The sequence below is a fragment of the Streptomyces sp. NPDC002520 genome (assembly GCF_053595235.1).
In genome coordinates this window covers 223,906-249,580 of the sequence record NZ_JBSFXG010000004.1, presented here as the reverse complement: position 1 = coordinate 249,580, position 25,675 = coordinate 223,906, and the positions used below count along the sequence as shown (strand labels likewise).

The 25,675-nt window shown below is 71.8% G+C and carries 23 protein-coding genes, 1 tRNA gene and 1 pseudogene; 15 read left to right on the top strand and 10 right to left on the bottom strand.

Annotated elements, in window-relative coordinates; all coding sequences use genetic code 11:
- The first annotated feature begins 42 nt into the window (after nucleotides 1-42).
- Nucleotides 43-960, top strand: a complete 918-nt coding sequence (locus ACWD5D_RS09295; protein ID WP_451372170.1) for a DUF4429 domain-containing protein — start codon at nucleotides 43-45, stop codon at nucleotides 958-960.
- A gap of 42 nt (nucleotides 961-1,002) precedes the next feature.
- Here ACWD5D_RS09295 and ACWD5D_RS09290 read toward each other — a convergent pair whose 3' ends face one another.
- The gene (locus tag ACWD5D_RS09290) at nucleotides 1,003-2,571 is read right to left on the bottom strand and encodes a fibronectin type III domain-containing protein (protein WP_451372169.1); all 1,569 of its coding nucleotides are present in this window, start codon (nucleotides 2,569-2,571) and stop codon (nucleotides 1,003-1,005) included.
- Between the two features lie 165 nt (nucleotides 2,572-2,736).
- Here ACWD5D_RS09290 and ACWD5D_RS09285 point away from each other — a divergent pair, with 165 nt between their 5' ends.
- Nucleotides 2,737-2,994: a hypothetical protein gene (locus ACWD5D_RS09285; protein WP_451372168.1), complete on the top strand. Its 258-nt coding sequence runs from the start codon at nucleotides 2,737-2,739 to the stop codon at nucleotides 2,992-2,994.
- Between the two features lie 26 nt (nucleotides 2,995-3,020).
- Nucleotides 3,021-4,838: a glutamine--fructose-6-phosphate transaminase (isomerizing) gene (gene glmS / locus ACWD5D_RS09280; protein WP_451372167.1), complete on the top strand. Its 1,818-nt coding sequence runs from the start codon at nucleotides 3,021-3,023 to the stop codon at nucleotides 4,836-4,838.
- A 148-nt stretch (nucleotides 4,839-4,986) separates the two neighbouring features.
- Here glmS and ACWD5D_RS09275 read toward each other — a convergent pair whose 3' ends face one another.
- Both ACWD5D_RS09275 and ACWD5D_RS09270 read right to left on the bottom strand, forming a co-directional pair.
- Nucleotides 4,987-5,547: a hypothetical protein gene (locus ACWD5D_RS09275; RefSeq protein WP_451372166.1), complete on the bottom strand. Its 561-nt coding sequence runs from the start codon at nucleotides 5,545-5,547 to the stop codon at nucleotides 4,987-4,989.
- A gap of 144 nt (nucleotides 5,548-5,691) precedes the next feature.
- Nucleotides 5,692-6,219: a universal stress protein gene (locus ACWD5D_RS09270; protein WP_451372165.1), complete on the bottom strand. Its 528-nt coding sequence runs from the start codon at nucleotides 6,217-6,219 to the stop codon at nucleotides 5,692-5,694.
- A gap of 319 nt (nucleotides 6,220-6,538) precedes the next feature.
- Between ACWD5D_RS09270 and ACWD5D_RS09265 the strand changes: the two genes are divergently transcribed.
- The 4 genes from ACWD5D_RS09265 to ACWD5D_RS09250 all read left to right on the top strand — a co-directional run bounded on the left by ACWD5D_RS09265 (nucleotide 6,539) and on the right by ACWD5D_RS09250 (nucleotide 9,421).
- Nucleotides 6,539-6,799, top strand: a complete 261-nt coding sequence (locus tag ACWD5D_RS09265) for a hypothetical protein (protein WP_451372164.1) — start codon at nucleotides 6,539-6,541, stop codon at nucleotides 6,797-6,799.
- A gap of 388 nt (nucleotides 6,800-7,187) precedes the next feature.
- The gene (locus ACWD5D_RS09260) at nucleotides 7,188-8,414 is read left to right on the top strand and encodes a helix-turn-helix domain-containing protein (protein ID WP_451372163.1); all 1,227 of its coding nucleotides are present in this window, start codon (nucleotides 7,188-7,190) and stop codon (nucleotides 8,412-8,414) included.
- Between the two features lie 185 nt (nucleotides 8,415-8,599).
- Nucleotides 8,600-9,202 (top strand): oligoribonuclease, encoded by a 603-nt coding sequence (orn, locus tag ACWD5D_RS09255; RefSeq protein WP_451372162.1) that lies wholly within the window; start codon nucleotides 8,600-8,602, stop codon nucleotides 9,200-9,202.
- 146 nt (nucleotides 9,203-9,348) lie between these two features.
- A tRNA-His gene (locus tag ACWD5D_RS09250) sits at nucleotides 9,349-9,421 on the top strand.
- 129 nt (nucleotides 9,422-9,550) lie between these two features.
- On the opposite strand, the gene ACWD5D_RS09245 is transcribed toward ACWD5D_RS09250, so the two are convergent.
- Nucleotides 9,551-10,606 (bottom strand): LacI family DNA-binding transcriptional regulator, encoded by a 1,056-nt coding sequence (locus tag ACWD5D_RS09245; protein WP_451372161.1) that lies wholly within the window; start codon nucleotides 10,604-10,606, stop codon nucleotides 9,551-9,553.
- 343 nt (nucleotides 10,607-10,949) lie between these two features.
- Between ACWD5D_RS09245 and ACWD5D_RS09240 the strand changes: the two genes are divergently transcribed.
- From ACWD5D_RS09240 to ACWD5D_RS09225, 4 genes are all read left to right on the top strand, one after another.
- Nucleotides 10,950-12,272 carry an ABC transporter substrate-binding protein gene (locus tag ACWD5D_RS09240; protein WP_451372160.1) on the top strand — a complete coding sequence of 441 codons (1,323 nt, stop codon included), beginning with the start codon at nucleotides 10,950-10,952 and terminating at the stop codon, nucleotides 12,270-12,272.
- Complete coding sequence (locus ACWD5D_RS09235) at nucleotides 12,269-13,294, top strand: carbohydrate ABC transporter permease (protein WP_451372159.1); 1,026 nt, start codon at nucleotides 12,269-12,271, stop codon at nucleotides 13,292-13,294. The genes ACWD5D_RS09240 and ACWD5D_RS09235 overlap by 4 nt, the downstream gene beginning before the upstream one ends.
- The gene (locus ACWD5D_RS09230; RefSeq protein ID WP_451372158.1) at nucleotides 13,291-14,187 is read left to right on the top strand and encodes a carbohydrate ABC transporter permease; all 897 of its coding nucleotides are present in this window, start codon (nucleotides 13,291-13,293) and stop codon (nucleotides 14,185-14,187) included. Before ACWD5D_RS09235 ends, ACWD5D_RS09230 begins: the two co-directional genes overlap by 4 nt.
- Nucleotides 14,188-14,358: 171 nt before the next feature.
- Complete coding sequence (locus ACWD5D_RS09225) at nucleotides 14,359-15,798, top strand: GH1 family beta-glucosidase (protein ID WP_451372157.1); 1,440 nt, start codon at nucleotides 14,359-14,361, stop codon at nucleotides 15,796-15,798.
- Nucleotides 15,799-15,915: 117 nt separating this feature from the next.
- On the opposite strand, the pseudogene ACWD5D_RS09220 reads toward ACWD5D_RS09225, so the two are convergent.
- The 3 genes and pseudogenes from ACWD5D_RS09220 to ACWD5D_RS09210 all read right to left on the bottom strand — a co-directional run.
- Nucleotides 15,916-16,320, bottom strand: a pseudogene (locus tag ACWD5D_RS09220) (cellulose binding domain-containing protein); the annotation flags it as partial.
- Between the two features lie 290 nt (nucleotides 16,321-16,610).
- Entirely contained in the window at nucleotides 16,611-18,020 is a 1,410-nt protein-coding gene (locus tag ACWD5D_RS09215) for a sensor histidine kinase (protein WP_451372156.1), read from the bottom strand.
- Nucleotides 18,017-18,736: a response regulator transcription factor gene (locus tag ACWD5D_RS09210; RefSeq protein WP_451372155.1), complete on the bottom strand. Its 720-nt coding sequence runs from the start codon at nucleotides 18,734-18,736 to the stop codon at nucleotides 18,017-18,019. Before ACWD5D_RS09210 ends, ACWD5D_RS09215 begins: the two co-directional genes overlap by 4 nt.
- Before the next feature lie 99 nt (nucleotides 18,737-18,835).
- On the opposite strand from ACWD5D_RS09210, the gene ACWD5D_RS09205 reads away from it, so the two are divergent.
- Nucleotides 18,836-19,372, top strand: coding sequence for a hypothetical protein (locus ACWD5D_RS09205; RefSeq protein WP_451372154.1), 537 nt, complete (start codon nucleotides 18,836-18,838; stop codon nucleotides 19,370-19,372).
- A gap of 42 nt (nucleotides 19,373-19,414) precedes the next feature.
- Here ACWD5D_RS09205 and ACWD5D_RS09200 read toward each other — a convergent pair whose 3' ends face one another.
- Complete coding sequence (locus ACWD5D_RS09200) at nucleotides 19,415-20,284, bottom strand: spermidine synthase (RefSeq protein ID WP_451372153.1); 870 nt, start codon at nucleotides 20,282-20,284, stop codon at nucleotides 19,415-19,417.
- Between the two features lie 55 nt (nucleotides 20,285-20,339).
- Nucleotides 20,340-20,747, bottom strand: a complete 408-nt coding sequence (locus ACWD5D_RS09195; protein WP_451372152.1) for a hypothetical protein — start codon at nucleotides 20,745-20,747, stop codon at nucleotides 20,340-20,342.
- Nucleotides 20,748-21,011: 264 nt separating this feature from the next.
- Here ACWD5D_RS09195 and ACWD5D_RS09190 point away from each other — a divergent pair, with 264 nt between their 5' ends.
- Nucleotides 21,012-22,484, top strand: a complete 1,473-nt coding sequence (locus ACWD5D_RS09190; protein WP_451372151.1) for a hypothetical protein — start codon at nucleotides 21,012-21,014, stop codon at nucleotides 22,482-22,484.
- Nucleotides 22,485-22,611: 127 nt separating this feature from the next.
- On the opposite strand, the gene ACWD5D_RS09185 is transcribed toward ACWD5D_RS09190, so the two are convergent.
- Nucleotides 22,612-23,208 (bottom strand): histidine phosphatase family protein, encoded by a 597-nt coding sequence (locus ACWD5D_RS09185; protein WP_451372150.1) that lies wholly within the window; start codon nucleotides 23,206-23,208, stop codon nucleotides 22,612-22,614.
- Between the two features lie 224 nt (nucleotides 23,209-23,432).
- Between ACWD5D_RS09185 and ACWD5D_RS09180 the strand changes: the two genes are divergently transcribed.
- Complete coding sequence (locus tag ACWD5D_RS09180) at nucleotides 23,433-24,386, top strand: phosphatase PAP2 family protein (protein ID WP_451372149.1); 954 nt, start codon at nucleotides 23,433-23,435, stop codon at nucleotides 24,384-24,386.
- Nucleotides 24,319-25,518, top strand: coding sequence for a hypothetical protein (locus ACWD5D_RS09175; RefSeq protein ID WP_451372315.1), 1,200 nt, complete (start codon nucleotides 24,319-24,321; stop codon nucleotides 25,516-25,518). Before ACWD5D_RS09180 ends, ACWD5D_RS09175 begins: the two co-directional genes overlap by 68 nt.
- The last annotated feature ends 157 nt before the right edge of the window (nucleotides 25,519-25,675 follow it).

Genomic DNA, 25,675 nt, shown 5'->3' with positions numbered 1-25,675 from the left:
GTAAAGACCACTCTCCCTCAGTTCCGGTGAAACAATCCCCGCATGGCGGAAATCATCCAGAAGGACGGCACGTGGGCCTTCGTCGGGGACCGTCTGCGGCTGACGCCGGGACGCGACAGGAACGTGAGCCCGATACGCCGTGCCCTGGGTGAACTCGAGGTTCCGCTGGACGCGTTGGCGGGCGTCTCCTTCGAACAGGGGAGGAGGTCCGGCCGCTTGCGGCTGCGGCTGCGCGACGGCGCCGACCCCCTGCTGCGGGCCACCGCCGGCCGGCTCGCCGAGTCCGACGACCCCTATCGGCTGACCGTGGACAGCGACCGGTACGGCGTGGCCGAGTACGTGGCGGAGGAGGTCCGTACCGCCCTGCTGCTGGAGGGCGTCCCCTCGGGGCCGGTCACCGGGTACCGGCTGCCGGGGCCGCCCCTGCCGGTGTCCGCGGCGGCCGGGGACGGCACGGCGGCCTTCGACGGGGAGCGGGTGCGGCTGGAGTGGAACTGGAAGACGGAGGACGCCAAGGCCGCCACCGGGCCCCGGACGATCCCCCTCGCGGAGATCACCGCCGTGCGGTGGCAGCCGGCGGCCGGGCTGGAGAACGGGCACCTGCGCTTCACCGTGCGCGGCGCGCCCGTCACCGCGCCGCCCAAGTTCGACCCGAACGCCGTCGAGTTGTGGGGCTTCAGGAAGGACCCGCTGATGGCGCTGGTCGCGGCGGCCGTACAGGTACGGCTGCCGCATCCCTCGGCGCCGGCCGCCGGAGCCCTCGCACCGGCCGGGGCACCCGCCCCCGTCGAGGCCCTCGTACCCCGCCAGGCCGAGGCGCCCACCGGGGCGCCCGCCGCCGAGGACGACCACGACGCGCTGCTTCGGCGGCTGCGGGAGCTGGGCGAGCTGCACCGCTCGGGCGTGCTGACCGACGAGGAGTTCACGCTGGCCAAGCGGGCGGTCCTCAGCCGTATGTAGCGGGCGGTCCTCAGCCGTGTGCGAGGACCGCCGCGCCCTGGCTCACTTCGCCGTGCGGGACACCGTGAAGTGGTCGATGCGGTCACCGGTCTCGGCGATGCCTGACACCGTCAGGGTGGTCTGCCGGCCCTTCGGCGCGGGGGTGACGTCCACGCGCAGGAAGGAGTAGTTGAGGTAGCGCACCCGGGACCAGGCGACGGTCTCGGGCTGCCGGGCGCCGTCCTTGAGGCAGATGAACGAGGACACGGAGTCGACCTCGTGCTCGTGGCCCTCGTAGGAGTCCGGGGCGGTGAAGGCGTAGAGGCTGCGGCCCGCCGCGCCCGCCGTGACGTAGACCACGCCCTCGGTCTCGGGGTAGGCCGTGCCGCCGATCGGCAGCTTCTTGGTGACCTCGTTGCCCTTGATGACGTCCGTGCGCTCGTACTGGTGGTTGTGGCCGTTGATGACCAGGTCCACCGTGTACTTGTCGAACAGCGGCACCCACTCCTGGCGCACGCCCCCCTCCGAGGCGTGCGCGGTGGAGGTGCAGTACGCGCAGTGGTGGAAGAACACGACGATGAAGTCGACGTCCTTCGAGGCGCGGAACTTCTTCAGCTGGCCCTCGAACCACGTCGTCTGCGTTCCGCCGGAGATACCCAGGTTCGCCGGGATCTCGAAGGAGACGTCGTTGGGGTCCAGCGAGATGATCGCGGTGTTGCCGTGGACGAAGGAGTAGACGCCCGGCAGGTTCTTCGGGTCCGGGCCGTTGTCCGGGAGGGTCCAGCGGGCCTCCTCGCCGCCGTAGCCGTTGGGCGAGTACCAGGCCTCCATGTCGTGGTTGCCGTACGAGACCATCCACGGGACCTGCTTGGCGACCGACTCGGTCTGGTACAGGAACTGGTCCCAGGTACGCGAGTCGAAGCCGGTGTCCGTGCTCTTGCCCTGGCCGGCCGGGTCGCCGTAGGCGATGTCACCGGCGTGCAGGTGGAAGGACGGGTTCTGGCCGAGGATCAGGCTGTCGTTGGCCAGGGCGTGGTAGCTGACGCCCTGGTCGCCGAAGGCGGTGAAGGTGAACGGCGCCTTGTGGGCGGGGGCGGTGGTGAAGGTGCCCACGGTGCCGGCGAGATGCGGCTGGGCCGGGTCGAAGCCCTGGTGGCCGACGCCGTAGTAGTAGGTCCGGCCCGGACGCAGGTGGGTGAGCCTGACGTGCAGGTAGTACTGCGTGTGGTCGCCGCTCGCGCCGACGCCGGCCGGCGTGTACAGGGTGCGGACCTCGGCCTCGATCTTGCGCGAGAGGTCCCAGGGCTGGGCGCCGATCCGGATGAAGGGCTTGTTCACCGCGACCGGGACCTGCCAGGAGACGGTCATCTCGGTGCGCGGGTCGTTGCCGTAGGCGAGGTGCCGGCCGAAGGGGGCGACGAGGGCGCCGTCGACCTTCTCGGCGGCCGGAACGGTGCGCGGCGTGGGGACGGCGGCCTGGGCGGTGGCGCCCGGCACGAACGCGCCGCCCGCGACGGCGCCCAGCGTGACGGCGCCGCCTCTGATCATGTTGCGCCGCGAGAACCTGGAGCGCAGATACTCATGCTGCTCGGCCATGCTCATGCGCTCGGCCAGCTTGTCGGGTACTCCCATACGAGGAATGTCCATGACGCCTGAAACTCGCCTGTTCGGGCGACGCGGCGCAAGACACAGGATGGCCGTCCTGCGAACAGCGGACCACAAGACATTCCTCGGCCCCCTGCCCGGAATCGGGCACAATTCTTGCGAAACTCTCGCCGGTACTCCAGGATCTACCGGGTGCACGAGGAACTTGTCGATCACCTGACGCGGTCCACGCCCCTGAACCGGGGCGAGGCCCTGCGGGTGATCCAGGACGTGCTCGCCTTCTTCGACGAGACGATCCAGGACTACGTCCGTCGCCGCCACCGGGAACTGCAGACCCAGGGCCTGCAGAACACGGAGATCTTCGAACGGATCGAGGCGGACCTGAAATACCGGGCGGTGGCGCCGCCGGAGCTGACGCTCAGGCAGCTGCGCCGCATGGTCTACGGCTGAGACGCCAGGCTGAGAGATACCTGCATATGTGCGGAATTGTCGGATACATCGGTAAGCGTGACGTGGCCCCGCTGCTGCTGGAGGGCCTGCAGCGGCTGGAGTACCGCGGCTACGACTCCGCGGGCATCGTCGTCTCCTCCCCGAAGTCGGCCGGCCTGAAGATGGTCAAGGCCAAGGGCCGGGTGCGCGACCTGGAGGCGAAGGTCCCGGCGCGCTTCAAGGGCACCACCGGCATCGCCCACACGCGCTGGGCCACCCACGGCGCCCCGTCCGACGTGAACGCCCACCCGCACATGTCGGCCGACCAGAAGGTCGCCGTCGTGCACAACGGCATCATCGACAACGCCGCCGACCTGCGCCGCAAGCTGGAGGCGGACGGCGTCGAGTTCCTCTCCGAGACCGACACCGAGGTCCTCGTCCACCTGATCGCCCGCTCGGAGGCCGAGAAGCTGGAGGACAGGGTCCGCGAGACCCTGCGCCTGATCGAGGGCACCTACGGCATCGCGGTCATGCACGCCGACTTCCCCGACCGCATCGTGGCGGCCCGCAACGGCTCCCCGGTCGTGCTCGGCATCGGCGAGAAGGAGATGTTCGTCGCCTCGGACATCGCCGCGCTGGTCGCCCACACCCGGCAGATAGTCACGCTGGACGACGGCGAGATGGCCACCCTCAAGGCCGACGACTTCCGCACCTACACCACCGAGGGCACGCGCACGACGGCCGAGCCGACCACCGTGGAGTGGGAGGCCGCCTCGTACGACATGGGCGGCCACGACACCTACATGCACAAGGAGATCCACGAGCAGGCCGACGCCGTGGACCGCGTGCTGCGCGGCCGCATCGACGACCGCTTCTCCACCGTGCACCTGGGCGGCCTGAACCTGGACGCCCGCGAGGCGCGCAAGATCCGCCGCGTGAAGATCCTCGGCTGCGGCACCTCGTATCACGCGGGCATGATCGGCGCCCAGATGATCGAGGAGCTGGCCCGCATCCCCGCCGACGCCGAGCCCGCCTCCGAGTTCCGCTACCGCAACGCGGTCGTCGACCCCGACACCCTGTACGTCGCGGTCTCCCAGTCCGGTGAGACGTACGACGTCCTCGCCGCCGTCCAGGAGCTGAAGCGCAAGGGCGCCCGCGTCCTCGGCGTCGTCAACGTGGTCGGCTCGGCGATCGCCCGCGAGGCGGACGGCGGCATCTACGTGCACGCGGGCCCGGAGGTCTGCGTGGTCTCCACCAAGTGCTTCACCAACACCACGGTGGCCTTCGCCCTGCTCGCCCTGCACCTCGGCCGCACCCGCGACCTCTCGGTGCGCGACGGCAAGCGGATCATCGAGGGCCTGCGCAGGCTGCCCGAGCAGATCTCCGAGATCCTCAAGCAGGAGGAGGAGGTCAAGGAGCTCGCCGAGCAGTACGCCGCCGCCCGCTCGATGCTCTTCATCGGCCGCGTCCGGGGCTACCCGGTCGCCCGCGAGGCCTCCCTGAAGCTCAAGGAGGTCTCCTACATCCACGCCGAGGCCTACCCCGCCTCCGAGCTGAAGCACGGCCCGCTGGCCCTGATCGAGCCCGCCCTCCCCACGGTCGCGATCGTCCCCGACGACGACCTCCTGGAGAAGAACCGCGCCGCCCTGGAGGAGATCAAGGCCCGCAGCGGCAAGATCCTCGCCGTGGCCCACCAGCACCAGGAGAAGGCCGACCAGACGATCGTCGTCCCGAAGAACGAGGACGAACTGGACCCGATCCTGATGGGCATCCCCCTCCAGCTCCTCGCCTACCACACGGCCAAGGCCCTGGGCCGCGACATCGACAAGCCGAGGAACCTGGCGAAGTCGGTGACGGTGGAGTGAGAAATCCCCACGAGGGCCGAAGCGACAATTGAGCAACCCCCGCGGCGAGCAACCACGTCCGCGAGAGCGGCGCCGGTTCAGGCGCAAAAGGGGGCGGATCCCCACGTGGGCCACCTGCCACGCGGGGATCCGCCATGTGCTGCACGTTTCAGCCGGCGGCCGTCACCCCCCGGCCCGCAGCACGCCGAGGCATCGCCGTCGGCCAGTGCGCCACCGCGGCCGTGGCCGCGTACCACGCCACCGCGCCGGAGACCGCGGCGACCCAGCCGCCGACCTTCGCGAGGGACGAGCTGTCGGCGAAGCTCGCGACGGCGAGCACCACCATGGCCAGGAACAGCAGGCCGTGCATGGCCTGGCCCAGGGTGTCCCCGCCGGCCAGGGTCAGCGTGAGGGCCACGAGGGCGAACAGAAGCAGGAAGAGACCGGCCGCGTCGGCCGATCCGTGGTCCGCGACGGCCCAGGTGAACCACAGGGCGCCGAGGACCGTGAAGCCCGTGCCGGAGGCGCTGTCGCCGCCCCGGAAGGCCAGCAGGCCGATCAGGAACAGGGCAACTCCGCCCACATAGTGGGCCACTGACATGGCGTCGGATGCCGCGACGCCGTCGATCACACCGGTCGTACCGAGTCCGAACGCCAACAGGGTGATTCCCAGGGCGAGTCGGCCTACGACTGTCGTGCTTCCGCTTCCCGCAGAGACGTCACTGTCCACGGCGGGCTCCCTTCGTGCTGTTCAGTTGCGCGGTGACCGATATATGCCCTTCACAAGGGCACAAACACCTCTGACGCGCGAGTAGTTTCGGTCTGCACAAAGGAAATTGACGCGGGGTGGAAACGCTCTGAGTCGCCGGTGAACTCAGGGGATGACGATCACGGGCCGCTTGGCCCGCTTGGCGAGCCGTCCGGCCACGGAGCCGAAGATCCGGCCGACGATCCCGTGCGTCGAGCCGACCACGATCGCGTCGGCCTCGTACTCCCGCCCGACCTCCTCGAGCTCGTGGCAGATGTCACCGCCGCGCTCGACGAGGATCCACGGCACCTCGGACAGATAGTCCGCGCACGCCAGCTCGAGGCCGAGCACCTCGGTGCGGTGGTCCGGCACGTCGACGAAGACGGGCGGCTCACAGCCGGCCCACACGGTGGTGGGCAGCCGGTTGGCCACATGGACGATGATCAGACCGGAGCTGGAGCGGTGGGCCATCCCGATCGCGTAGGCGAGGGCTCGCTCGCTGGAGGTGGAGCCGTCGAAGCCGACCACCACCCCGTGCCGGAAGGCTGGATCGCAGGAGGGGCGTGTCTCTTCCGCCGCCAGGGGCTCTGCCGCCGTGGGTTCGGCGACCGGCCGCTTGCGGTCCGCGTGTTCGAAGAATTCGTGACCGGCCATGGCTGTCTCGGCGTCGTGATCCTTTATGAGAGGGGGGTGATGTCGTGCGACGGAGGTGTGTGTCCGGGAAACGTCTTCCCAACCCCATACCCCCAAGGGTACGGCTGCACGCCTCCTTGAGCCCAGATCTCGCACACTCTCCGTGATCGGTTCCCGAGGGTGTCCCCGGGGGTTCCCCGGAGCATGCACGAGCGGCGCCCGTAACGCAATGGTTGCTGCCCCGTACAGGCGGTTTGCACACGATCCGCCAAGCCACGGCCAGTGACCGACCGATCCGACACGCGTTGATCATGACGACCGCCGCCCCAGGGAGCACGTGATGCCCGGACCCCGATCCACCTCCGACCCGCGGCCCGCCCCGGACACCACGAGTGACGTGATCCGCTGGGCGGTCTTCAGTTGCGTCCTCGTCCCCGCGGTCCTCCTCTGGTACGGCACCTCGCCGGCCTGTGCCGCCGCAACCGCGCTCGGTCTCGCCGCCGTCACCGTCGCGTGCCGCTTCCTGCTGCGCCGTTCGGAGCGTTTCGCCGCGCAAAGAGGAGGTGGACATCACACCCAGGGACGGACACCGGTCGACTGACCGGTTTCCGCACCTCCGAACGCTTCTTTTCGGCCAACTTCCTGATATCGCCGTGGAGGGGTCCGAAGCACCCCCCATCCCCCGTTCCACCTGCACGGACAGGGTCTGGACGACCTCACGCACCCTATGCGGTTCGGCCACCGCCACAAGGCGCACTTCCGCACACGGCCCGTGAGTGCAACCCTTCGTGATCGAATGCTTCACGCCAAGTTGTCATGTCGACAATCCACGGCGTGCGGAACTGGCCATCGGCAGACCGCGGAAGCCAGTAGATTCGATCTTGACTTTCTTTACGGCGGGGGACTCGTGCAGGACCGAGGGGAAACGTGCAGGAGCGACAGACCCGATCAGTTAGGGGCGCCGCGACCACCGAGGGGGGCTTAGCAGGATGAGCCACGACTCCACTGCCGCGCCGGAGACCGCGGCCCGGAAACTCGCCGGGCGACGCCGCAAGGAGATCGTCGCGGTGCTGCTGTTCAGCGGCGGCCCCATCTTCGAGAGTTCCATACCGCTGTCGGTGTTCGGCATCGATCGCCAGGACGCCGGGGTACCGCGCTACCGACTGCTGGTGTGCGCCGGCGAGGACGGTCCGCTGCGGACCACGGGAGGCCTGGAACTCACCGCACCACACGGCCTGGAGGCGATCTCCCGCGCGGGCACGGTCGTCGTGCCGGCCTGGCGCTCGATCACCTCGCCGCCACCGGAGGACGCGCTCGACGCGCTGCGCAGAGCGCACGAGGAGGGCGCCCGCATCGTCGGGCTGTGCACCGGGGCCTTCGTGCTCGCGGCGGCGGGCCTGCTGGACGGCCGCCCGGCGACCACGCACTGGATGTACGCACCGACACTGGCCAAGCGCTACCCGTCGGTCCACGTCGATCCGCGCGAACTGTTCGTCGACGACGGCGACGTCCTGACCTCGGCCGGTACGGCCGCGGGGATCGACCTGTGCCTGCACATCGTGCGGACGGACCACGGCAACGAGGCGGCCGGCGCGCTGGCCCGCCGCCTGGTGGTCCCGCCGCGCCGCAGCGGCGGTCAGGAGCGCTACCTCGACCGGTCTTTACCGGAGGAGATCGGCGCCGACCCGCTCGCCGAGGTCGTCGCCTGGGCGCTGGAACACCTCCACGAGCAGTTCGACGTGGAGACACTGGCGGCACGCGCCTACATGAGCCGCCGTACCTTCGACCGCCGATTCCGCTCGCTCACCGGCAGCGCGCCGCTGCAGTGGCTGATCACCCAGCGGGTGCTGCAGGCGCAGCGGCTGCTGGAGACCTCGGACTACTCCGTGGACGAGGTCGCGGGCCGCTGCGGCTTCCGTTCGCCGGTGGCGCTGCGCGGGCACTTCCGCCGCCAGCTCGGCTCGTCCCCCGCCGCCTACCGGGCCGCCTACCGCGCCCGTCGGCCGCAGGGTGACAAACCGGGTGAGCAGGAGGTCGCGTCCTCCCAGCACGGCCCGGCGGGCGCACCGTCCGCCGCCCCGTCCGGCCACGGGCCGATGGGCCCGGTGCCGGCCATGATGCACCCGGACCGGGAGAGCGGCGTGCCGATGCACATGAGCCGCCGCCAGGCCGCGGGCGCGGTGAGCCTGCTCCCGGCGCCACGCAGCGGCAGCTGAGCGAGGCTTGAGAGGCGCGAGAAGCGGGGCGTGAGAAAAGAGGGGGCGGACACCGGGTCCGCCCCCTCTTTTCCGGCTTTTCCGGTTCCTTCGGTTCGGCCCGTCCGGGGTGCGTCCCGGCTTCGGCGGGTCCCAGGGCGACAGGGGGCATCCGAAATGCACAGGCCCGCTTTAGGGTAGGTCGCATGAACGATCGCATGGTGTGGATCGACTGCGAGATGACCGGCCTCTCGCTGTCCGACGACGCTCTCATCGAGGTGGCCGCCCTCGTCACCGACTCCGAGCTGAACGTACTCGGCGAGGGGGTGGACATCGTGATCCGTCCACCGGACTCCGCGCTGGAGACGATGCCCGAGGTGGTGCGTCAGATGCACACCGCGTCCGGGCTGCTGGACGAGCTGGCCGGCGGCACCACGCTCGCCGACGCCGAGGAGCGGGTCCTCGCCTACATCCGCGAGCACGTGAAGGAGCCCGGCAAGGCCCCGCTGTGCGGCAACTCCGTCGGCACCGACCGCGGCTTCCTGCTGCGGGACATGCCGACCCTGGAGGAGTACCTCCACTACCGGATCGTCGACGTGTCCTCGATCAAGGAGCTGGCCCGCCGCTGGTACCCGCGCGCCTACTTCAACAGCCCGGAGAAGAACGGCAACCACCGGGCCCTCGCCGACATCCGCGAGTCGATCGCCGAGCTGCGCTACTACCGCGAGGCCGTCTTCGTGCCGCAGCCGGGCCCGGACAGCGACACCGCCAAGGCGATCGCCGCCAAGTACGTCCTGCCCGCGCCGTAGCGGCAGGAGCCGCGTCGCGCGCCCGGCGGACACCCGCGGGGCGCGCTCGGACACCCGAACGAAAACACGTGCGCGAGCACCCCTTGGGACCCTGTAGACTTCTTCTCGGCCGGTCGGGGAAACCACACGTTCCACCGCCGGTCGTGGTGGGTGTAGCTCAGCTGGCAGAGCACCTGGTTGTGGTCCAGGATGTCGCGGGTTCAAGTCCCGTCACTCACCCTGAGTGATCAGCCGGTGACTTCGTCGAAAGACGGGTCACCGGCTGATTCGTTTTCCGGCCTCGCCGCCGGCCGCGTCACGCGGTCCGGCCCGCCCGACACCGGCACCCGACTCATGACGACGGCCGCATCACGCCGACGCCCGTGCCACCAGCTCCGTGGGCAGCACCACGTGCCGCGGCGCCGGCCACCGGGAAGCCGCCGGACGGCGGTCGGCGATCTCCGTGAGCAGCAGGTCGATCATCGCGCGGCCCATCTCCTCGATGGGCTGGCGGACGCTGGTCAGCGGCGGGTCCATGTGGCGGGCTATGGCCGAGTCGTCGTACCCGACCAGGGCCACGTCCTGCGGGATACGGCGGCCCGCCTCGCGCAGCACCTGCCGGGCGCCCGCCGCCGTGACGTCGGAGCCGGCGAAGACCGCGTCCAGGTCGGGGCACCGCTCCAGCAGCGCGGTCATCGCGCGCCGGCCTCCCTCCTCGCTGAAGTCACCCGGTTCGACGAGGCGTTCGTCCCCCTCCAGACCCGCCTCTCGCAGGGCGTCGCGGTAGCCGTCGACGCGGCGCTGGGCGCCGTAGACGTCGAGGCGGCCAGTGATGTGCGCGATGCGGCGCCGGCCGCCGGCGAGCAGGTGCGCGACGGCCGAGCGGGCACCGCCGTAGTTGTCGGAGTCCACCGAGGTGAGCGTCTCCCCGGCCGACCGGGGGCCGCTGATCACGGCCGGGATCTCCAGCTGGGCCAGCAGGTCGGGCAGCGGATCGTCGGCATGGACGGAGACCAGGAGCACGCCGTCGACCCGGTGGGCCGCCAGGTACTGGGCGAGGCGCTGCCGCTCCCGGTCGCTGCCCGCGAAGATCAGCAGCAACTGCATCTCCGTGTCGGACAGTTCGGCTCCGACACCGCGCAGCATGTCCGAGAAGTAGGGCTCCGCGAAGAACCGGGTCTCCGGCTCGGGGACGACGAGGGCGATGGCGTCGGTGCGGTTGGCCGCGAGGGCGCGGGCCGCGGTGTTGGGGACGTAGCCGAGTTCCGCGACGGCCGCCTCGACCGCGGCGCGGGTCGCGTCACTGACCCGGGGCGAGCCGTTGATCACCCGCGAGACCGTGCCCCGGCCGACTCCCGCCCGGGCGGCAACCTCCTCGAGCGTGGGCCGCCCCGCGCTCCGGCCCCGCGCTCCGTGGCCTGCCATGGGCTCCGCCTTTCTCCGCCGCGTATCCGGTCGGCCTGGAATGTAACAGTGCCGCCGGCCGGGGCCGCCCGCCCCCGGGCCGTCCGACCGCCCGAGCAAGGGGGCGCGCGCCGCCGACCGGCGTTCGCTAACGGCCCGATAACACGCGGCCGCCCGCCCCGTCCGCTCCCTTGACACCCCGCCCGGGACCGACGACTCTTCAACCCATCACACGTGGGAGCGCTCCCACGCTACCTGACACCTACACAACCCGCACGTTCCCCGCCCGAGCCGCAGCGAGTACGAACGGGCCCAACCATGCAGTTGGCCGGGGGGTCGGCACGTCAGGCAACAGGAGGACGCAATGCGTACGAGCATCCGCCGGTCCCACAGGCTGGGGGCCCTCGTGGCCGTCGCCGCGCTGACCACGGGGCTGCTGGCCGGCTGCGCCAAGGACTCGGACGACGGCTCGTCGGTCACCTCGGACGGAGGCGGCAAGGGGAAGACCACTCTGACCATCGGTACCTTCGGTGTCTTCGGCTACAAGCAGGCCGGCCTCTACGACGAGTACATGAAGTTGCATCCGGACATCAGCATCAAGGAGAACGTCACCACACGGACAGACGTGTACTGGCCGAAGGTGCTCACGCGGCTGCAGGCCGGGTCCGGCACCGACGACATCGAGGCCATCGAGATCGGCAACGTCACCGAGGCCGTGCAGACCCAGGCCGACAAGTTCGTGGACCTCGGCAAGGACGTCGACAAGTCCCAGTGGCTGGACTGGAAGAACGCCCAGGCCACCACCAAGGACGGCAAGCTCATCGGGCTCGGGACCGACACCGGGCCGATGGCCATCTGCTACCGCAGGGATCTGTTCCAGAAGGCGGGACTGCCGACCGACCGCACCGAGCTCGCCCGGATGTGGAAGGGCGACTGGTCCAAGTACGTCGACCTGGGCAAGCAGTACATGCGGAAGGCGCCGAAGGGCACCAAGTTCGTGGACTCGGCCTCCTCCGTCTACAACGCGGCGGTGGGCGGCGCGAGCGAGCGGTACTACGACAAGGACGGCAACGTCGTCTGGGACAAGTCCGAAGGCGTGAAGAACGCCTGGGACGCCGCCATGGCCGTCGCCACCAGCACCATGTCGGCGAAGCTGAAGCAGTTCGACCCGACCTGGGACCAGGGCTTCGCCAACGGCACCTTCGCCAGCATCGCCTGCCCGGCCTGGATGATCGGCTACATCGAGCAGAAGTCGGGCGACTCCGGCAAGGGCAAGTGGGACGTGGCGGCGGCGCCGGCGGCGTCCAACTGGGGCGGCTCCTTCCTCGGCGTGCCGACCGCGACCAAGCACCGGAAGGAGGCCGTCGCGCTGGCGAAGTGGCTGACCGCGCCCGAGCAGCAGGCCAAGGTCTTCGCCAAGCAGGCCAGCTTCCCGTCCACCCCGTCGGCGTACGCGAGCCTGAAGCCGCAGGCCGACACCACGGCGTACTTCTCCGGCGCACCGCTCACCCAGATCTTCTCCGATGCGGCGAAGACCATCCCCGCGCAGCCCCTCGGCCCCAAGGACAAGCCGATCGACAGCGCGATCAGCGACATCGGCATCCTCCAGGTCGAGCAGAAGGGCAAGTCGCCCTCCGAGGGCTGGGACGCGGCGTCCAAGGAGATCAAGGACGTGCTCGGCCAGTGACCAGCCCCAAGCAGGCTCTCGCGCACCTCGCGAAGAGCGCCGACGCCGCGCCCGGCAGCCCGCCGGGCGCGGCCCGGGGCGGTCACGGTCGCGGTGCGCCGGCGGGCGCCGACTCCTGGCGCAGCCGGCTGTACCGCTGGGACATGAAGGCGTCGCCGTACGCGTTCGTGTCCCCGTTCTTCGTCCTGTTCGCGGCGTTCACACTCGTCCCGCTGCTCTACACCGCCTGGTACTCGCTGCACCATGTGCAGCTGTCCGCGCTGGACCACCAGAGCTGGGCGGGCCTGGACAACTACAAGAACCTGTGGACCTCGGACTTCTTCTGGAACGCGCTGCGGAACACGCTGACCATCGGCGTCATCTCGACCGTGCCCCAGCTGTTGGCCGCGCTCGGTCTCGCGCACCTGCTGAACTACAGGCTGCGCAGCTCTACCGTGTGGCGCGTGGTGATGCTGACCCCCTACGCCACCTCGGTGGCCGCGGCGACCCTGGTCTTCACGCTGTTGTATTCGTGGGACGGCGGCATGGTCAACTGGATCCTGCACTTCCTCGGGGTGGATCCGGTCAACTGGCGGGAGTCCGACTGGGGTTCACGCTTCGCGGTGTCGTCGATCGTGATCTGGCGGTGGACCGGCTACAACGCGCTGATCTACCTCGCCGCCATGCAGGCCATCCCGACCGACCTCTACGAGTCGGCGGCGATCGACGGCGCGAACCGCTGGCAGCAGTTCCGGCATGTGACGGTCCCGCAGCTGCGGCCCACGATCCTGTTCACGGTCGTCGTCTCCACGATCGGCGCGACGCAACTCTTCGGCGAACCACTGCTGTTCGGTGGGGTCAGCGGGTCCAAGGGCGGTTCCGAGCACCAGTACCAGACACTCGGTCTGTACATGTACGACCAGGGCTGGATCATCGGCAACCTCGGCAAGGCGTCCGCTATCGCCTGGTCGATGTTCCTGATCCTGCTGATCGTCGCCGCGGTCAATCTGCTGCTCACCCGACGGCTGAGGAAGTCCCAATGACGACCGGTGAAGTGACGCTGCCCGCGCGGAAAGCGGAGCCGACGGTGAAGCGGCGCAGGGGGACGGGCGCGGGCAGGCAGCTGCACGCGGGCCCGGTGACCTACGTCGTCCTGACCGTCTTCGCCCTCGTCTCCCTCGCCCCGCTGGTGTGGACGGCGATCGCCGCCTCCCGCACCGACCGGCGCCTGGCCGAGACGCCGCCGCCACTGTGGTTCGGCGGCAACCTTTTCAAGAACCTGCAGAGCGCCTGGGACCAGGCGGGGCTGGGCACCGCGATGCTCAACTCGGTGATCGTGGCGGGCACGATCACCGTGAGCACGGTGCTGTTCGCCACGCTGGCCGGATTCGCCTTCGCCAAACTGCGGTTCCGCTTCTCCGGCCTGCTGTTGCTGCTCACCGTCGGCACGATGATGATCCCGCCACAACTGGCCGTCGTACCGCTGTACTTGTGGATGGCGGACCTCGGCTGGTCGAACCAGCTGCAGACGGTGGTCCTGCCGAGTCTCGTCACCGCCTTCGGTACGTTCTTCATGCGGCAGTACCTGATGCAGGCGCTGCCGGCCGAACTGATCGAGGCGGCCCGGGTGGACGGAGCGAGCAGCCTGCGGATCGTCTGGCACGTGGTCTTCCCGGCCGCGCGTCCGGCCATGGCGGTGCTCGGCCTGCTCACGTTCGTGTTCGCCTGGAACGACTTCCTGTGGCCGATCATCGCCCTGAACCAGCAGAACCCGACCGTGCAGGTGGCCCTGAACTCGCTCGGCACCGGTTACGTCCCGGACCAGGCGGTGATCATGGCGGGCGCGCTGCTCGGCACGCTGCCGCTGCTGATCGCCTTCGTGCTGTTCGGCAAGCAGATCGTGGGCGGGATCATGCAGGGCGCGATCAAGGGCTGACCGTCCTGTGTCCCGCGGGGGCCGGGCACCGCGGTCCCGACCCCTCGCCGCCACCCGTCCGTGTCCCGGTCCGCCCGAGTCCCGGTCCGCCCGTGTCCCTGCTCGTCCGTCGGCCGCCTTCCGGCCCGTCCGGCCCGTCCGGCTCTTACGACCCTTCCTGGGAGCGCTTCCATGCCTGACTCCGTCTCCTCTTTTCCTTCCCCCTCGCCCGTGGCCTTCCCGCCCGCCTTCCTCTGGGGCTCCGCGACGTCCGCGTACCAGATCGAGGGGGCGGTGCGGGAGGACGGCCGCACCCCCTCGATCTGGGACACGTACAGCCATACGCCGGGCAGGACGGCCGGCGGTGACACGGGCGACGTCGCGGTCGACCACTACCACCGCTACCGCGACGACGTGGCGCTGATGGCGGAGCTGGGCCTCACCGCGTACCGCTTCTCCGTCTCCTGGCCCCGAGTGCAGCCGACGGGCCGGGGCCCGGCGGTCCAGGTGGGCCTGGACTTCTACCGTCGCCTCGTCGACGAGCTGCTCGCGCGCGGCATCAAACCGGCCGTCACCCTCTACCACTGGGATCTGCCGCAGGAACTGGAGGACGCGGGCGGGTGGCCGGAGCGTGACACGGCGTTCCGTTTCGCGGAGTACGCGCAGCTGGTCGGCGAGGCGCTGGGCGACCGGGTGGAGCAGTGGATCACCCTCAACGAGCCCTGGTGCAGCGCCTTCCTGGGCTACGGCTCCGGGGTGCACGCGCCCGGCCGTACCGACCCGGCGGCCGCACTCAGGGCCGCCCACCACCTCAACCTGGCGCACGGTCTGGGCGCTTCGGCCCTGCGCGCCGCGATGCCGTCCCGCAACCAGATCGCGGTCAGCCTCAACTCGGCGGTGGTACGGCCCCTTTCCCAGGACCCCGCCGACCTGGCGGCGGCCCGCCGCATCGACGACCTGGCCAACGGGATCTTCCACGGCCCGATGCTGCACGGGGCGTACCCGGCGTCCCTGTTCGAGGCGACGCGCTCGGTGACCGACTGGTCGTACGTCCTGGGCGGCGACGAGCGCACGATCAACGCCCCGCTGGACTCGCTGGGCCTGAACTACTACACCCCGGCGCTGGTCTCGGCCGCGTCCGACGCGGTCGGGGGCCCCCGGGCGGACGGCCACGGCGCCAGCGCCCACTCCCCCTGGCCCGGCGCCGACGACGTCCTCTTCCACCAGACCCCGGGCGACCGTACGGAGATGGGCTGGACGATCGATCCGACAGGCCTGTACGACCTGCTCATGCGCTATGCGCGCGAGGCACGGGGCCTGCCGCTGTACGTGACGGAGAACGGCGCCGCCTACGACGACAAGCCCGACGCCGACGGCCGCGTCCACGACCCCGAGCGCATCGCCTATCTGCACAGCCACCTGTCGGAGGTGCACCGGGCCATCGCCGACGGCGCCGACGTGCGTGGCTACTACCTCTGGTCCCTCATGGACAACTTCGAGTGGGCCCACGGCTACGGGAAGCGGTTCGGCGCGGTGTACGTGGACTACGGGACGCTGGAGCGGACGCCGAAGTCGAGCGCGCGGTGGTACGCCGAGGCGGCCCGGTCGGGGGCGCTGCCGCCGGTCGCGTAGTCGGGGGAGGTCAGCCCGCGCGGGCGGCCCACGAGGTGGCAACGCCACGCGCCCCGGCCGGAGGTGGGGGGATGTCCGGCCGGGGCGCTCCCCGTTGATGAGAGTGGCTCAGTGCGCGCCGTCGATACGGCAGGCGGTGGGGTCTCCGCTGCCGTTGACGACGAAGCCGACGGTGACCGACTTGCCCGCCGCGAGGCCCCCCGCGTCCCACGAGGCGGGCTTCACGGTGACGTGCTGACCGCTCACGTTCGACTCGCCGTTCCACAGCGAGCTGAGCTTGGCACCGGCGGGCAGGTCGAACTCCAGCGTCCAGGTCTTCTCCGTCTGGCCGCTGTTGTTCGTGACGACGTACTGCGCGGTGTACCCCGTCGACCAGTCGCTGGTCTTCGTGTAGGCGGCGCCGACACCGGCGGCGTGCGCGGTGCCGGTCAGCAGGGCCGCGCCGCCGCCGACCACGGCCGCGGCCACCAGGCCGCCGATCGCCTTGTTCCTGCCACTGAACCTGCGCCGGTGCGTGCTCATGCGCCTGCCTGCCTTCACTGCTTGCGGGGGGTGGGGGTGCGGCAGCACGCTAGCGATCCGGAATCGGACAAACGGCTTTATAGGGACGGCCGTTGGAGACCTTAGGGTGCGCTTAAGGAAGGGATCGGGGACGGTTAAAGGTAGAGACCAATGGGGCGGTTCCGGGAGACTCGGGGCCGGGCCGGGCCGGGCCGGGGCGGGCCGGGGTCAGCGGTCAGCGGTCAGCGGGGCCAGGGGGCTGGCGGTCGACGAGGCCGGGGCCGGTGGCCGGGGCCGGTGGCCGGGGCCGGTCAGCGGGGCCGGGCGGGGCGGCCGGGTTGCCCCCAGCGGGCGGCGGCTGTGTGCCGGCGTCTGCGTACCCTTCCCCGGTGTCCCCGGCTCTCGGGGCTTCGGACGTCCAGCTGGAACCAGATCCGCACCTCGGCGCCGCCCAGCACCGAGGAGCCGATGCGGACGTCTCCGCCGGTGGACTCGGCGAGCCGGCGCACGATGTCCAGGCCGAGGCCGGTCGAGCCCGCGCTGCCCGAGCCGCGGCCGCGGGCCATCGCCGCGTCGGGGTCGGGTATACCGGGGCCCGCGTCGGAGACCAGTACGATCACCGCGTCCTCGCCGTTGTGCACGTCGACCGCGAAGGCGGTGCCCTCGGCGGTGTGCCGGAACACGTTGCCGAGCAGCGCGTCCAGTGATGCGGCCAGGTCGGCACGGGCCACGGGTACGCGCACCGGGCGCCCGACCCCGGCCACCCGCCACTTGCGGCCCTCGTCCTCGGCGAGCGCCGACCAGAACTCCATGCGTTCGCGGACCACTTCGGCCGCGTCGCACCCGGCGCCGGGGCCGGCCGCGGCGGTCTGCGGCTTGGCCTCCCGGGCCGTGCGGATGATGGTGTCGACCTCCCGCTCCAACTGGGCGACGGCGGTCCGGGTCTGCTCGGCGGCGGGTCCGGCGCCGAGCGAGGCCGCGTTGAGCCGGAGCACGGTGAGCGGGGTGCGCAGCCGGTGCGACAGATCGGCGGCCAGTTCCCGTTCGTTCGCGAGGAGTTGGACGACCTGGTCGGCCATGGAGTTGAAGGCGACGGCGGCCAGTCGGAGTTCGGTCGGACCGTCCTCGGGGACCCGGGCGCCCAGCTTGCCCTCGCCCAGCTCGTGCGCCCCCTCCACCAGCCTCTGCGCCGGCCGCACCATGCGCACTCCGAGCCGGTCGGCGACCGCCACCGAGCCGACGACCAGCGCGAGACCGACGGCGGCCAGGACCGCCCAGGCCGTGCCGACACCGTTGCTCACCTCGGATTCGGGCACGTACACCTCGACCACCGCGATCGCCCCGGAGCCGAGGGCGACCGGCTGGAGCAGCGTGAAGCCGCCGGCGACCGAGGTGGTGGAGGCGCGCCCCAGACGGCGGACGGCCTCGATGTCGCGGTGGGCGGCGCGGGGCCGGCCGAGGTCGAGCGCGGCCCGGCCGCCGTCGGCGGGCAGGTGCACGGCCATCCCGGAGTTCGCGCCGGCGGAGGCCACCACCCGCTCCAGCTCGTCCCGGTCGGTGGTGATGGACAGGGCGGGGGCGACGGCGGCGGCCTCCCGCTCGGCGTTCGAGAAGGCGCGGTCGCGGGCCATCTCCTTGACGACCAGGCCGAGCGGGACGGCGAAGGCGACCACGACCATCGTGGTGACCGCCAGGCAGACTTTGACCAGGGCCCATCTCATCGCACCGGCTCCCCTCCCCCGTCGGCGATCGCGGGTGGCTCCAGCTTCACGCCGACCCCTCGGAGGGTGTGCAGATAGCGAGGCCGGGCCGCGGTCTCCCCCAGTTTGCGGCGCAGCCAGGACAGGTGGACGTCGATGGTCTGGTCGTCGCCGTAGGACTGCTGCCAGACCTCGGCGAGCAGTTCCCTGCGCGGGACGACGACACCGGGGCGGCCGGCGAGGAAGGCGAGCAGGTCGAACTCGCGGCGGGTCAGGTCCAGGCGGGCCCCGTCCAGCTCGGCCTGGCGGCGCAGCGGGTCGACGCTCAGACCGCCGACGCGGAGCACGGGGGACGGCGGGGCCTCCGGTCCGGCGGAGCGGGTCCGGCGCAGGACCGCCGCGATGCGGGCGGACAGGTGCTCGACCGAGAACGGCTTGGTCAGGTAGTCGTCCGCCCCGGCGTTGAGCAGCCGGACGATCTCCGTCTCGTCGTCGCGGGCGGTGGCGATGATGACGGGCACGTCGGTGATGCCGCGCAGCATCTTCAGGGCCTCGGAGCCGTCCAGGTCCGGCAGTCCGAGGTCCAGGATGACCACGTCGAAGCGGATGTGGGCGACCTCGCGCAGCGCCTCCAGTGCCGTACCGACGCTGCGCACGGTGTGCGAGGCGTCGGTCAGATGCCGGATGAGCGCCGAGCGTACGAACTGGTCGTCCTCGACCACGAGCACACTTGCCATGCGCCGCACCGTACGCCATGCGCGGAACACCGCTTCCGTGCCTGTGGACAACTCAGGGCAGGTGCGCACGGCGTTGCCCCTGAGGCAGTATGGCCCGCGATGCGCAGAGGACTCGTACACGTACTGGCGTGGCTGCTCTCGACGGGAGCGGCGGTCACGCTGTCGTGGTGGGGTGTGCACACGGTGATGACGCACACGGTGTACGACCCGCCGCGCGCGCTGCCGGTCGCCGCGCAGGACACGACCCCGCAGGGAGAGAAGGCGTCGGCGCCGCCGGCCACGCGCCCGTCCCCGTCCCCGTCGCCGAAGAGTCCGTCGGCGACGAGCCCGTCGTCTCCGGCCCCGTCCCGCACCCCCTCCCGGCCCGCCACCGGGTCCCCCACCGCTTCCCCCACCGCTTCCGCCACCGCCTCCGGCCGGATCAAGTCCTACGACACCGCCGGTGGCCGGGCGGTCTTCGACCTGGGCTCCGCCGACGCGACCCTCGTCTCGGCGGCTCCGGGGCCCGGCTGGTCGATGCAGGTGTGGAAGACGCAGACGTGGATCCGGATCGAGTTCGCCAGGGACACGGACCGGGTCTCGGTGTTCTGCGCCTGGCACGACGGACCACCGCACGTGGAGGTCAACACGTACTGACCGGACGTCCACCGGGACCGGCGGGCTTCCCGGGGCGGCGGCTCAGCGGAACACCGAGGGCGGTGGGGCCGGGGAGGCCACCGCGGCCCTGTCGGTGACGGGGGCGGCGCCGCCGGTGAAGTCGGTGAGCGCCCTGCCGTGTTCGACCCGGCCGGGGTGCGGGTCGGAGGCGGCGCGGCGGGTGAGTTCGGCGAGCGGCAGCGGGCCGTCGGAGGCGACCAGGATGGCGTTGCCGAAGCGCTTGCCGCGCAGGACGGCCGCGTCGGCGATCAGGGCGAGTTCGGCGAAACGGGCGGCCGCGGTGGCGATCTGACCGCGCAGATGGGCGAGCGGCGGCCCGTCGGCGAGGTTGGCGACGTAGACCCCGCCGGGCCCGAGGGCCCGGCGCACCTCGTCCAGGAACTCGGTGGAGGTGAGGTGGGCGGGGGTCCGGGCACCGCTGAAGACATCGGCGACGACCAGGTCGGCCCAGCCGTCCGGCACCTTGGCCAGCCCGTCCCGGGCGTCGGCCGAACGCACCCGTATCCGGGCGTTCGGGTCCAACGGAAGCGCGCGGCGGACGAGTTGGACGAGGGCCGCGTCGCGCTCGACGACCTGCTGGGTGGAGCGGGGTCGGGTGGCGGCGACGTACCGGGCCAGGGTGAGCGCGCCACCGCCGAGGTGCACGGCCTGGACCGGCTTCCCGGGCGGGGCGGCGAGGTCGAGGACATGGCCGATGCGGCGCTGGTACTCGAAGGAGAGGTACGCCGGGTCGTCCAGGTCGACGTGCGACTGGGGCGCGCCGTCGATCAGGAGCGTCCAGGCCCGGGAGCGGTCCGGGTCGGGTATGAGCTGCGCGAGCCCGCCGTCGACCGTTTCCTCCACGGCTTCGGCGGTGGCCGACCTGCGCCGGTTGTTCCTGGACCTGCCCATCGGTCCATTCTCGCAGGTGGCGCGGACACCCGCCGTACGACGGCCGCGGGCCGGCTCAGCTGCAGCTGTCGGCGGCCTCGATCAGCCGGGCCGCCTCCCCGAGGGCCCGGCGCAGCACCGCCGGGTCGGTGGCGAGGTCGGCGTCGCCGGGCGGCAGGAGCCAGTCCAAGCCCTCCACCGGCGGCTGCGGATTCAGTCGCAGCCCCCGCCCTTCGGTCTCCGTGCAGGTGCTGCCCGGGACGTCCCAGCAGGCGGCGGTGCCGGCCGGGACGAGGAAGCCGAGGGTGCCGCCACCGTCGTCGTGCAGCACGGGCCCCACCGCCTCCCGGGCTCCGCGGCGCAGGATGTCGACGGCCTCCAGGCCCTGCCGGGCCGGCACCGTCACCAGGTCGCATGCCGCGTCCCCCGTCGTCGGCGACGACGACGGCGCGGCACAAGGATCGTTGCTCTGGCTGGTCTCCATGCCGGCCTCCACCACGTGCCCTGTTGCAGTCCATGACCTACAACGCGCGATCGCGTCAACGGCTACGGCACAAGTACGCCGCAAAGGATGGCAGTTCATGGCAGATCGTGGATGAGATATCCGGTTTGTAGCTAAACAGTGCGTGGCGAGTCCGATACAGCGGGTACCTTCTTGCCCGCCGGACCCGGAGTGTCACACGGACAACTCACCCCGAACCCATCCCGGTTCCGGCATGGTTCGACGGTTCGCACGAGAGGACCGGCCATGGCGTCGTCAACCGAGACCGCGTCACAGCCCGAACGGCCACCACGGCCGAACCTCGCCTTCCGGCAGCTGCGCGGCCGGCGCTCACCGGCCGAGTTCGCCGCGCTGGTACGGCGTGCCGCACGCGAGATCGGCGAGCGGGTGAGCTGTGACGCGCGTTATGTCGGCAGGGTCGAGGCGGGTGAGATCCGCTGCCCGAACTACGCGTACGAGCGGGTGTTCCTGCACATGTTCCCCGGTCGCACGCTCGCCGATCTCGGCTTCGCGCCGCGCGCGTCCGTACGCGGACGCGGGGCGCGCATAGCCGCGGACGCGCCCCTGGTGCTCGCCGTCGGTGAACCGCGGGGTGCGGACGGGCCGTGTGACACACCGGGCCGCCCCTACGACCCACAGAACCCGTGCGACTCGGACGAGCCGCACACGAACGACCACCTGAACCACGAGGAGAGCGACGTGCTGCGTCGCGCATTCATGACCGGCGGCGGGGTCACGATGGCCGCCGCCACACTGGGCCCGCTGAGGCTCACCACGGACGCCGCGTCGGCGGCCCGGCCGGCGCGGCGCGCCGGAACGCCCGAGGCCGCCGCCCTGGAGGAGGCCGTGCGCCGTATCCGGCTGCTCGACGACCGGCACGGCGCGGACGGCCTGTACCAGCGCGCGGCGGCGCCGCTGCGCGCCGCCTTCGCGCTTCTGGACGCGGGCGCGACTCGGCAGACGACCGCCGAGCGGTTGCACTCGGGCGCCGGTGAACTGGCCATCTCCGTGGGCTGGCTGGCCCATGACTCCGGGCGTTTCGACGACGCCCGTTCGCACTACGCGGAGGCGTTGGCCACCGCCCGTATGACCGGCGATGCGGCTCTTGAGGCGCATGCCTTCTGCAACATGGCGTTCCTCGCGCGCGATGCGGGCCGGCCGCGGGAAGCGGTGCGGGCGGCGCAGGCCGCGCAGCGGGTCGGGCACACGCTCGGCTCCGCCCGGCTGATGTCGCTGCTCGCGCTGCGCGAGGCGGGCGGTTGGGCGGGGCTCGCCGACCGCACCGGGTGCGAGCAGGCGCTGGCCCGTGCGCAGACCCTCTTCGAGCGGGGGCGGTCGGACGCCGATCCCGAGTGGATGAGCTTCTACGGGGAGGCCGAGCTGCAGGGGCTGGAGGCGCAGTGCTGGTCGACGCTGGGCGACTGGCGTCGTGCGTCGCGGCACGCGGGGCGCGCGGCTCATCTCCAGGACCCGCACTTCTCCCGGAACATCGCGCTCTACACCGCGGAACTCGCCGACGACCTCGCGCGCGACGGCCGCCCCGACGAGGCGGCGGCCGCCGGTCTGGTCGTTCTCGAACTCCTGACGCAGGTGCAGTCCTCGCGCATCCAGACGATGCTGTCCGGGACGGCCCGGGTACTGCTGCCGCACCGGCGGGCGTCGGGGGTCTCGGACTTCCTCGACCGTCATGCGTCGCTGCCAAGGGCTGCGCGGACCTAGCGGGGGGGCTGAGGGTCGGTAGGGTCGGTTCTTCGGCCGCGGGTGCGTGGGGGCTTGTCGCGCCCACGCGGCGGAGCCGCACATCGATACAGCCCCGCGCCCCTGGGGAGTTGGTGGTGCCCGGCGGTCAGCAGGTCAGGTGGCCCAGGTCGTTCCAGGATTCGATCGCCGGGTCGCCGTAGGCCCAGCCCAGGACGGACAGGGAGGTCGGGTTCAGGCGGATCCGGGCGGCGAAGTCCAGCGGCAGGCCCAGCCAGCGCGCGCCGATGGAGCGCAGGATGTGGCCGTGGGCGAAGACGAGGACATCGCGGTCGGCGGAGCGGGCCCAGGTGACGACCTCGTCCGCGCGGGCGGTGACTTCGGCGAGGGTCTCGCCCTCGGGGACGCCGTCGCGCCAGATGAGCCAACCCGGCCGGAGGGCCTGTATCTCGGCGGGGGTCATGCCTTCGTAGGCGCCGTAGTCCCACTCCATGAGCGTGTCCCAGGACTCCGCCCGCTCACCGAACCCGGCCAGTTCGCACGTCTCACGCGCGCGTGCCAGCGGGCTGGTCCGCACCTCCACCCCGGGCAGCCCGTCCAGCGGGGCGTGGTGCAGGCGTTCGCCGAGCAGCTTGGCCCCGCGCCGGCCCTCCTCCAGGAGCGGTATGTCGGTCCTGCCGGTGTGCTTGCCGGACAGCGACCACTCCGTCTGTCCGTGCCGGGCCAGCAGGATGCGCGGTGCCATGAGGGACCTTCCAGGAGAGGGGTGTCGGACGAGCGCCGGGAAATCGCCGGGAAATGACGAGGCGCCGCCCGTCCATCATCGCTCACCCTGGACCGGGGCAACCCGCCGGGCGATCTCGGCGTCTTTGAGGGCCGGAGCGCCGGCACGGGCTGGACACGGACACCGTAAAGTGTCACGGTCGCCCGCCAGGGCGCACCGCACAGCAGAAGGGGGAGGGCGATCGGATGCCGCAGACCGAGACACCGGGCACCGAGGTGACCCCGCGAACCCGGCTGCGCTGGTGGACCGAGCTGCCCCTGATCCTGCTGGTCTACGGCTGCTACACGGCAGGCCGCCTCCTCGCACGAGGTGACGTTTCCTCCGCCGTCGACCACGGTCTGGCGATCCTCCGCTTCGAGAAGGCCTTCCGCCTCAACGCCGAGCACCCCCTCAACCGCCTGTTCACCCGCGAGCCCTGGCTCGGCATACCGGCCGACTTCTGGTACGCCTCACTGCACTACGTGGTCACGCCCATCATCCTCGTCTGGCTGTTCCGGGCCCGTGCCGAGCACTACCGGGCGGCCCGCACCTGGCTGATGTCGTCCACCTTCATCGGTCTGATCGGCTTCACCCTGCTGCCCACCTGCCCGCCCCGCCTGCTCTCCCCGGAGCACGGCTTCGTGGACACGATGGCCCAGTACAGCTCGTACGGCTGGTGGGGCGGCGAGGCCAGCGCCCCGCGCGGCATGGGCGCGATGACCAACCAGTACGCGGCGATGCCGAGCCTGCACGTCGGCTGGGCCCTGTGGTGCGGGGTCATGCTGTGGCGCCACGGCGGCACCCGTGCCGCGAAGGTCCTCGGCGTCGCCTACCCGCTGCTGACGGCGCTCGTCGTCATGGGCACCGCCAACCACTACTTCCTGGACGCGGTCGCGGGTGTGGCCGCGATGGGCGTCGGGCTGCTGATCGCGCCGCGCGTGATGCGGGCGACGGACCTGCTGCGGGCCCGCCTGACCACTCCCGCCACCCCGGTCACGGGTGGCTCGGACGGCGCGGTCTCCCCGATTGTCAGTGCCGAATGCCAGACTTCCGCGGGTGAGCACATTCCCAGGCAGCGCCAGTCGCGGCACGATGCCGCAGCCGAGCCGGACACCTCCCCCAGCGACGCGGGCGAGGACGCTCCGGCACCGGCTCGCTGAGCTGCGCGGTCCCGAGGTACCGGCCAAGGCCCTCGACGCACGTGCCCTCGCGGCGCTCGCCGCGAACCCGGGGTGCCGCAGGCGGGCGATCCTGGACGGCGCGGGGGTGGACAAGGCGGCGCTGGCGAACGCGCTGGGCACCCCGTCCGGCTTCGGCCAGTCCCAGTTCGCGCTGACCCGGGGCAACGCGTTCGAGGCGAAGGTGAAGGCCGACGGCGGCGCGGAGCTGCTGCGGCTGGTGCACGCCCGGCTGGACCCGGGCGCCGAGCCGCCCGCCGGGGCCGCTCTGCCCGACCTGAGCGCACAGGGCCCCGAGGGGCGTACGGCGCGTACGGCGCTGGCGCTGCGCGAGGCCGTGCGGGCGGGCGGCTGGACGCTGCTGGACCACCCGATGCTGGCGCTGGACGTGGCCGGCTCGTCGGCGTTCCTGGAGCCGGACGCGGTGGTGGTGCACCCGGACGGCAGCTGGACGGTCGTGGAGATCAAGTCGTTCCCGATGCTGGACGGTTCGGCGGACCCCGCGAAGGTCGGCGCGGCCGCCCGGCAGGCGGCGGTGTACGTGCTGGCCCTTGAGGACGTGGCCGCACGCCTCGATCCGCCCCCGCGAGTACGTCACCGGGTGCTGCTGGTGTGCCCGAAGGACTTCTCCAACCTGCCCACGGCCTCCGCCGTCGACGTGCGCAAGCAGCGCGCGGTCACCGCCCGGCAACTGGCCCGGCTCACCCGGGTCGAGGAGATCGCCGACACCCTGCCCGAGGGCACCTGCTTCGCGCCCGACCGGCCGGCCGAGGAGCTGACGGCGGCCGTCGAGGCGGTCCCGGCGGCCTACGCGCCGGAGTGCCTGTCCGCCTGTGAACTGGCCTTCCACTGCCGGGAACGCGCCCGCGCGGCCGGCGCGGTGACCCGGCTCGGCCGCCCGCTCCGGGCCGAACTGGGCGGCCTGAGCACGGTCGAGGACGTCCTGGCCGCGGCCCGGGGCGAGACCGGCGACCCGAACGACCCGACAGTGGCCGCACTGCGCCGCGCGGCGATCCTGCGCACCGAGGCACTGACGAAAGCGGCCCTGCCCGCACAGGCACGCCCGGACGGCGCCCGGCACACCGACGTGCTCGCGGCGGAGGTGGCCTCGTGACCGCGGCCCTCCCCCGCTGTGAAGCCACCGGCACCGGCCGCCGCCGGCCCGCCCGACCGCCGGCCACCGCCCCGCGCACCCTCCGCCTGCCGACCGCCCCGCGCACCCCCGCCGCCGCATCACGCGCCCCTCTCGGCGCCCCCGGGACGTCCGCCCT

Bases quoted from the DNA above. Each gene is read 5' to 3' on its own strand.
- ACWD5D_RS09200 (WP_451372153.1), bottom strand. From the start codon at position 20,284: ATGGGCAGGTCCAGGAACAACCGGCGCAGGTCGGCCACCGCCGAAGCC.
- ACWD5D_RS09295 (WP_451372170.1), top strand. From the start codon at position 43: ATGGCGGAAATCATCCAGAAGGACGGCACGTGGGCCTTCGTCGGGGAC.
- ACWD5D_RS09175 (WP_451372315.1), top strand. From the start codon at position 24,319: ATGCCGCAGCCGAGCCGGACACCTCCCCCAGCGACGCGGGCGAGGACG.
- ACWD5D_RS09195 (WP_451372152.1), bottom strand. From the start codon at position 20,747: ATGGAGACCAGCCAGAGCAACGATCCTTGTGCCGCGCCGTCGTCGTCG.
- orn (WP_451372162.1), top strand. From the start codon at position 8,600: ATGAACGATCGCATGGTGTGGATCGACTGCGAGATGACCGGCCTCTCG.
- ACWD5D_RS09270 (WP_451372165.1), bottom strand. From the start codon at position 6,219: ATGGCCGGTCACGAATTCTTCGAACACGCGGACCGCAAGCGGCCGGTC.
- ACWD5D_RS09240 (WP_451372160.1), top strand. From the start codon at position 10,950: ATGCGTACGAGCATCCGCCGGTCCCACAGGCTGGGGGCCCTCGTGGCC.
- ACWD5D_RS09190 (WP_451372151.1), top strand. From the start codon at position 21,012: ATGGCGTCGTCAACCGAGACCGCGTCACAGCCCGAACGGCCACCACGG.
- ACWD5D_RS09180 (WP_451372149.1), top strand. From the start codon at position 23,433: ATGCCGCAGACCGAGACACCGGGCACCGAGGTGACCCCGCGAACCCGG.
- ACWD5D_RS09230 (WP_451372158.1), top strand. From the start codon at position 13,291: ATGACGACCGGTGAAGTGACGCTGCCCGCGCGGAAAGCGGAGCCGACG.
- ACWD5D_RS09210 (WP_451372155.1), bottom strand. From the start codon at position 18,736: ATGGCAAGTGTGCTCGTGGTCGAGGACGACCAGTTCGTACGCTCGGCG.
- ACWD5D_RS09290 (WP_451372169.1), bottom strand. From the start codon at position 2,571: ATGGGAGTACCCGACAAGCTGGCCGAGCGCATGAGCATGGCCGAGCAG.
- ACWD5D_RS09265 (WP_451372164.1), top strand. From the start codon at position 6,539: ATGCCCGGACCCCGATCCACCTCCGACCCGCGGCCCGCCCCGGACACC.
- ACWD5D_RS09215 (WP_451372156.1), bottom strand. From the start codon at position 18,020: ATGAGATGGGCCCTGGTCAAAGTCTGCCTGGCGGTCACCACGATGGTC.
- ACWD5D_RS09185 (WP_451372150.1), bottom strand. From the start codon at position 23,208: ATGGCACCGCGCATCCTGCTGGCCCGGCACGGACAGACGGAGTGGTCG.
- ACWD5D_RS09245 (WP_451372161.1), bottom strand. From the start codon at position 10,606: ATGGCAGGCCACGGAGCGCGGGGCCGGAGCGCGGGGCGGCCCACGCTC.
- glmS (WP_451372167.1), top strand. From the start codon at position 3,021: ATGTGCGGAATTGTCGGATACATCGGTAAGCGTGACGTGGCCCCGCTG.
- ACWD5D_RS09205 (WP_451372154.1), top strand. From the start codon at position 18,836: ATGCGCAGAGGACTCGTACACGTACTGGCGTGGCTGCTCTCGACGGGA.
- ACWD5D_RS09260 (WP_451372163.1), top strand. From the start codon at position 7,188: ATGAGCCACGACTCCACTGCCGCGCCGGAGACCGCGGCCCGGAAACTC.
- ACWD5D_RS09225 (WP_451372157.1), top strand. From the start codon at position 14,359: ATGCCTGACTCCGTCTCCTCTTTTCCTTCCCCCTCGCCCGTGGCCTTC.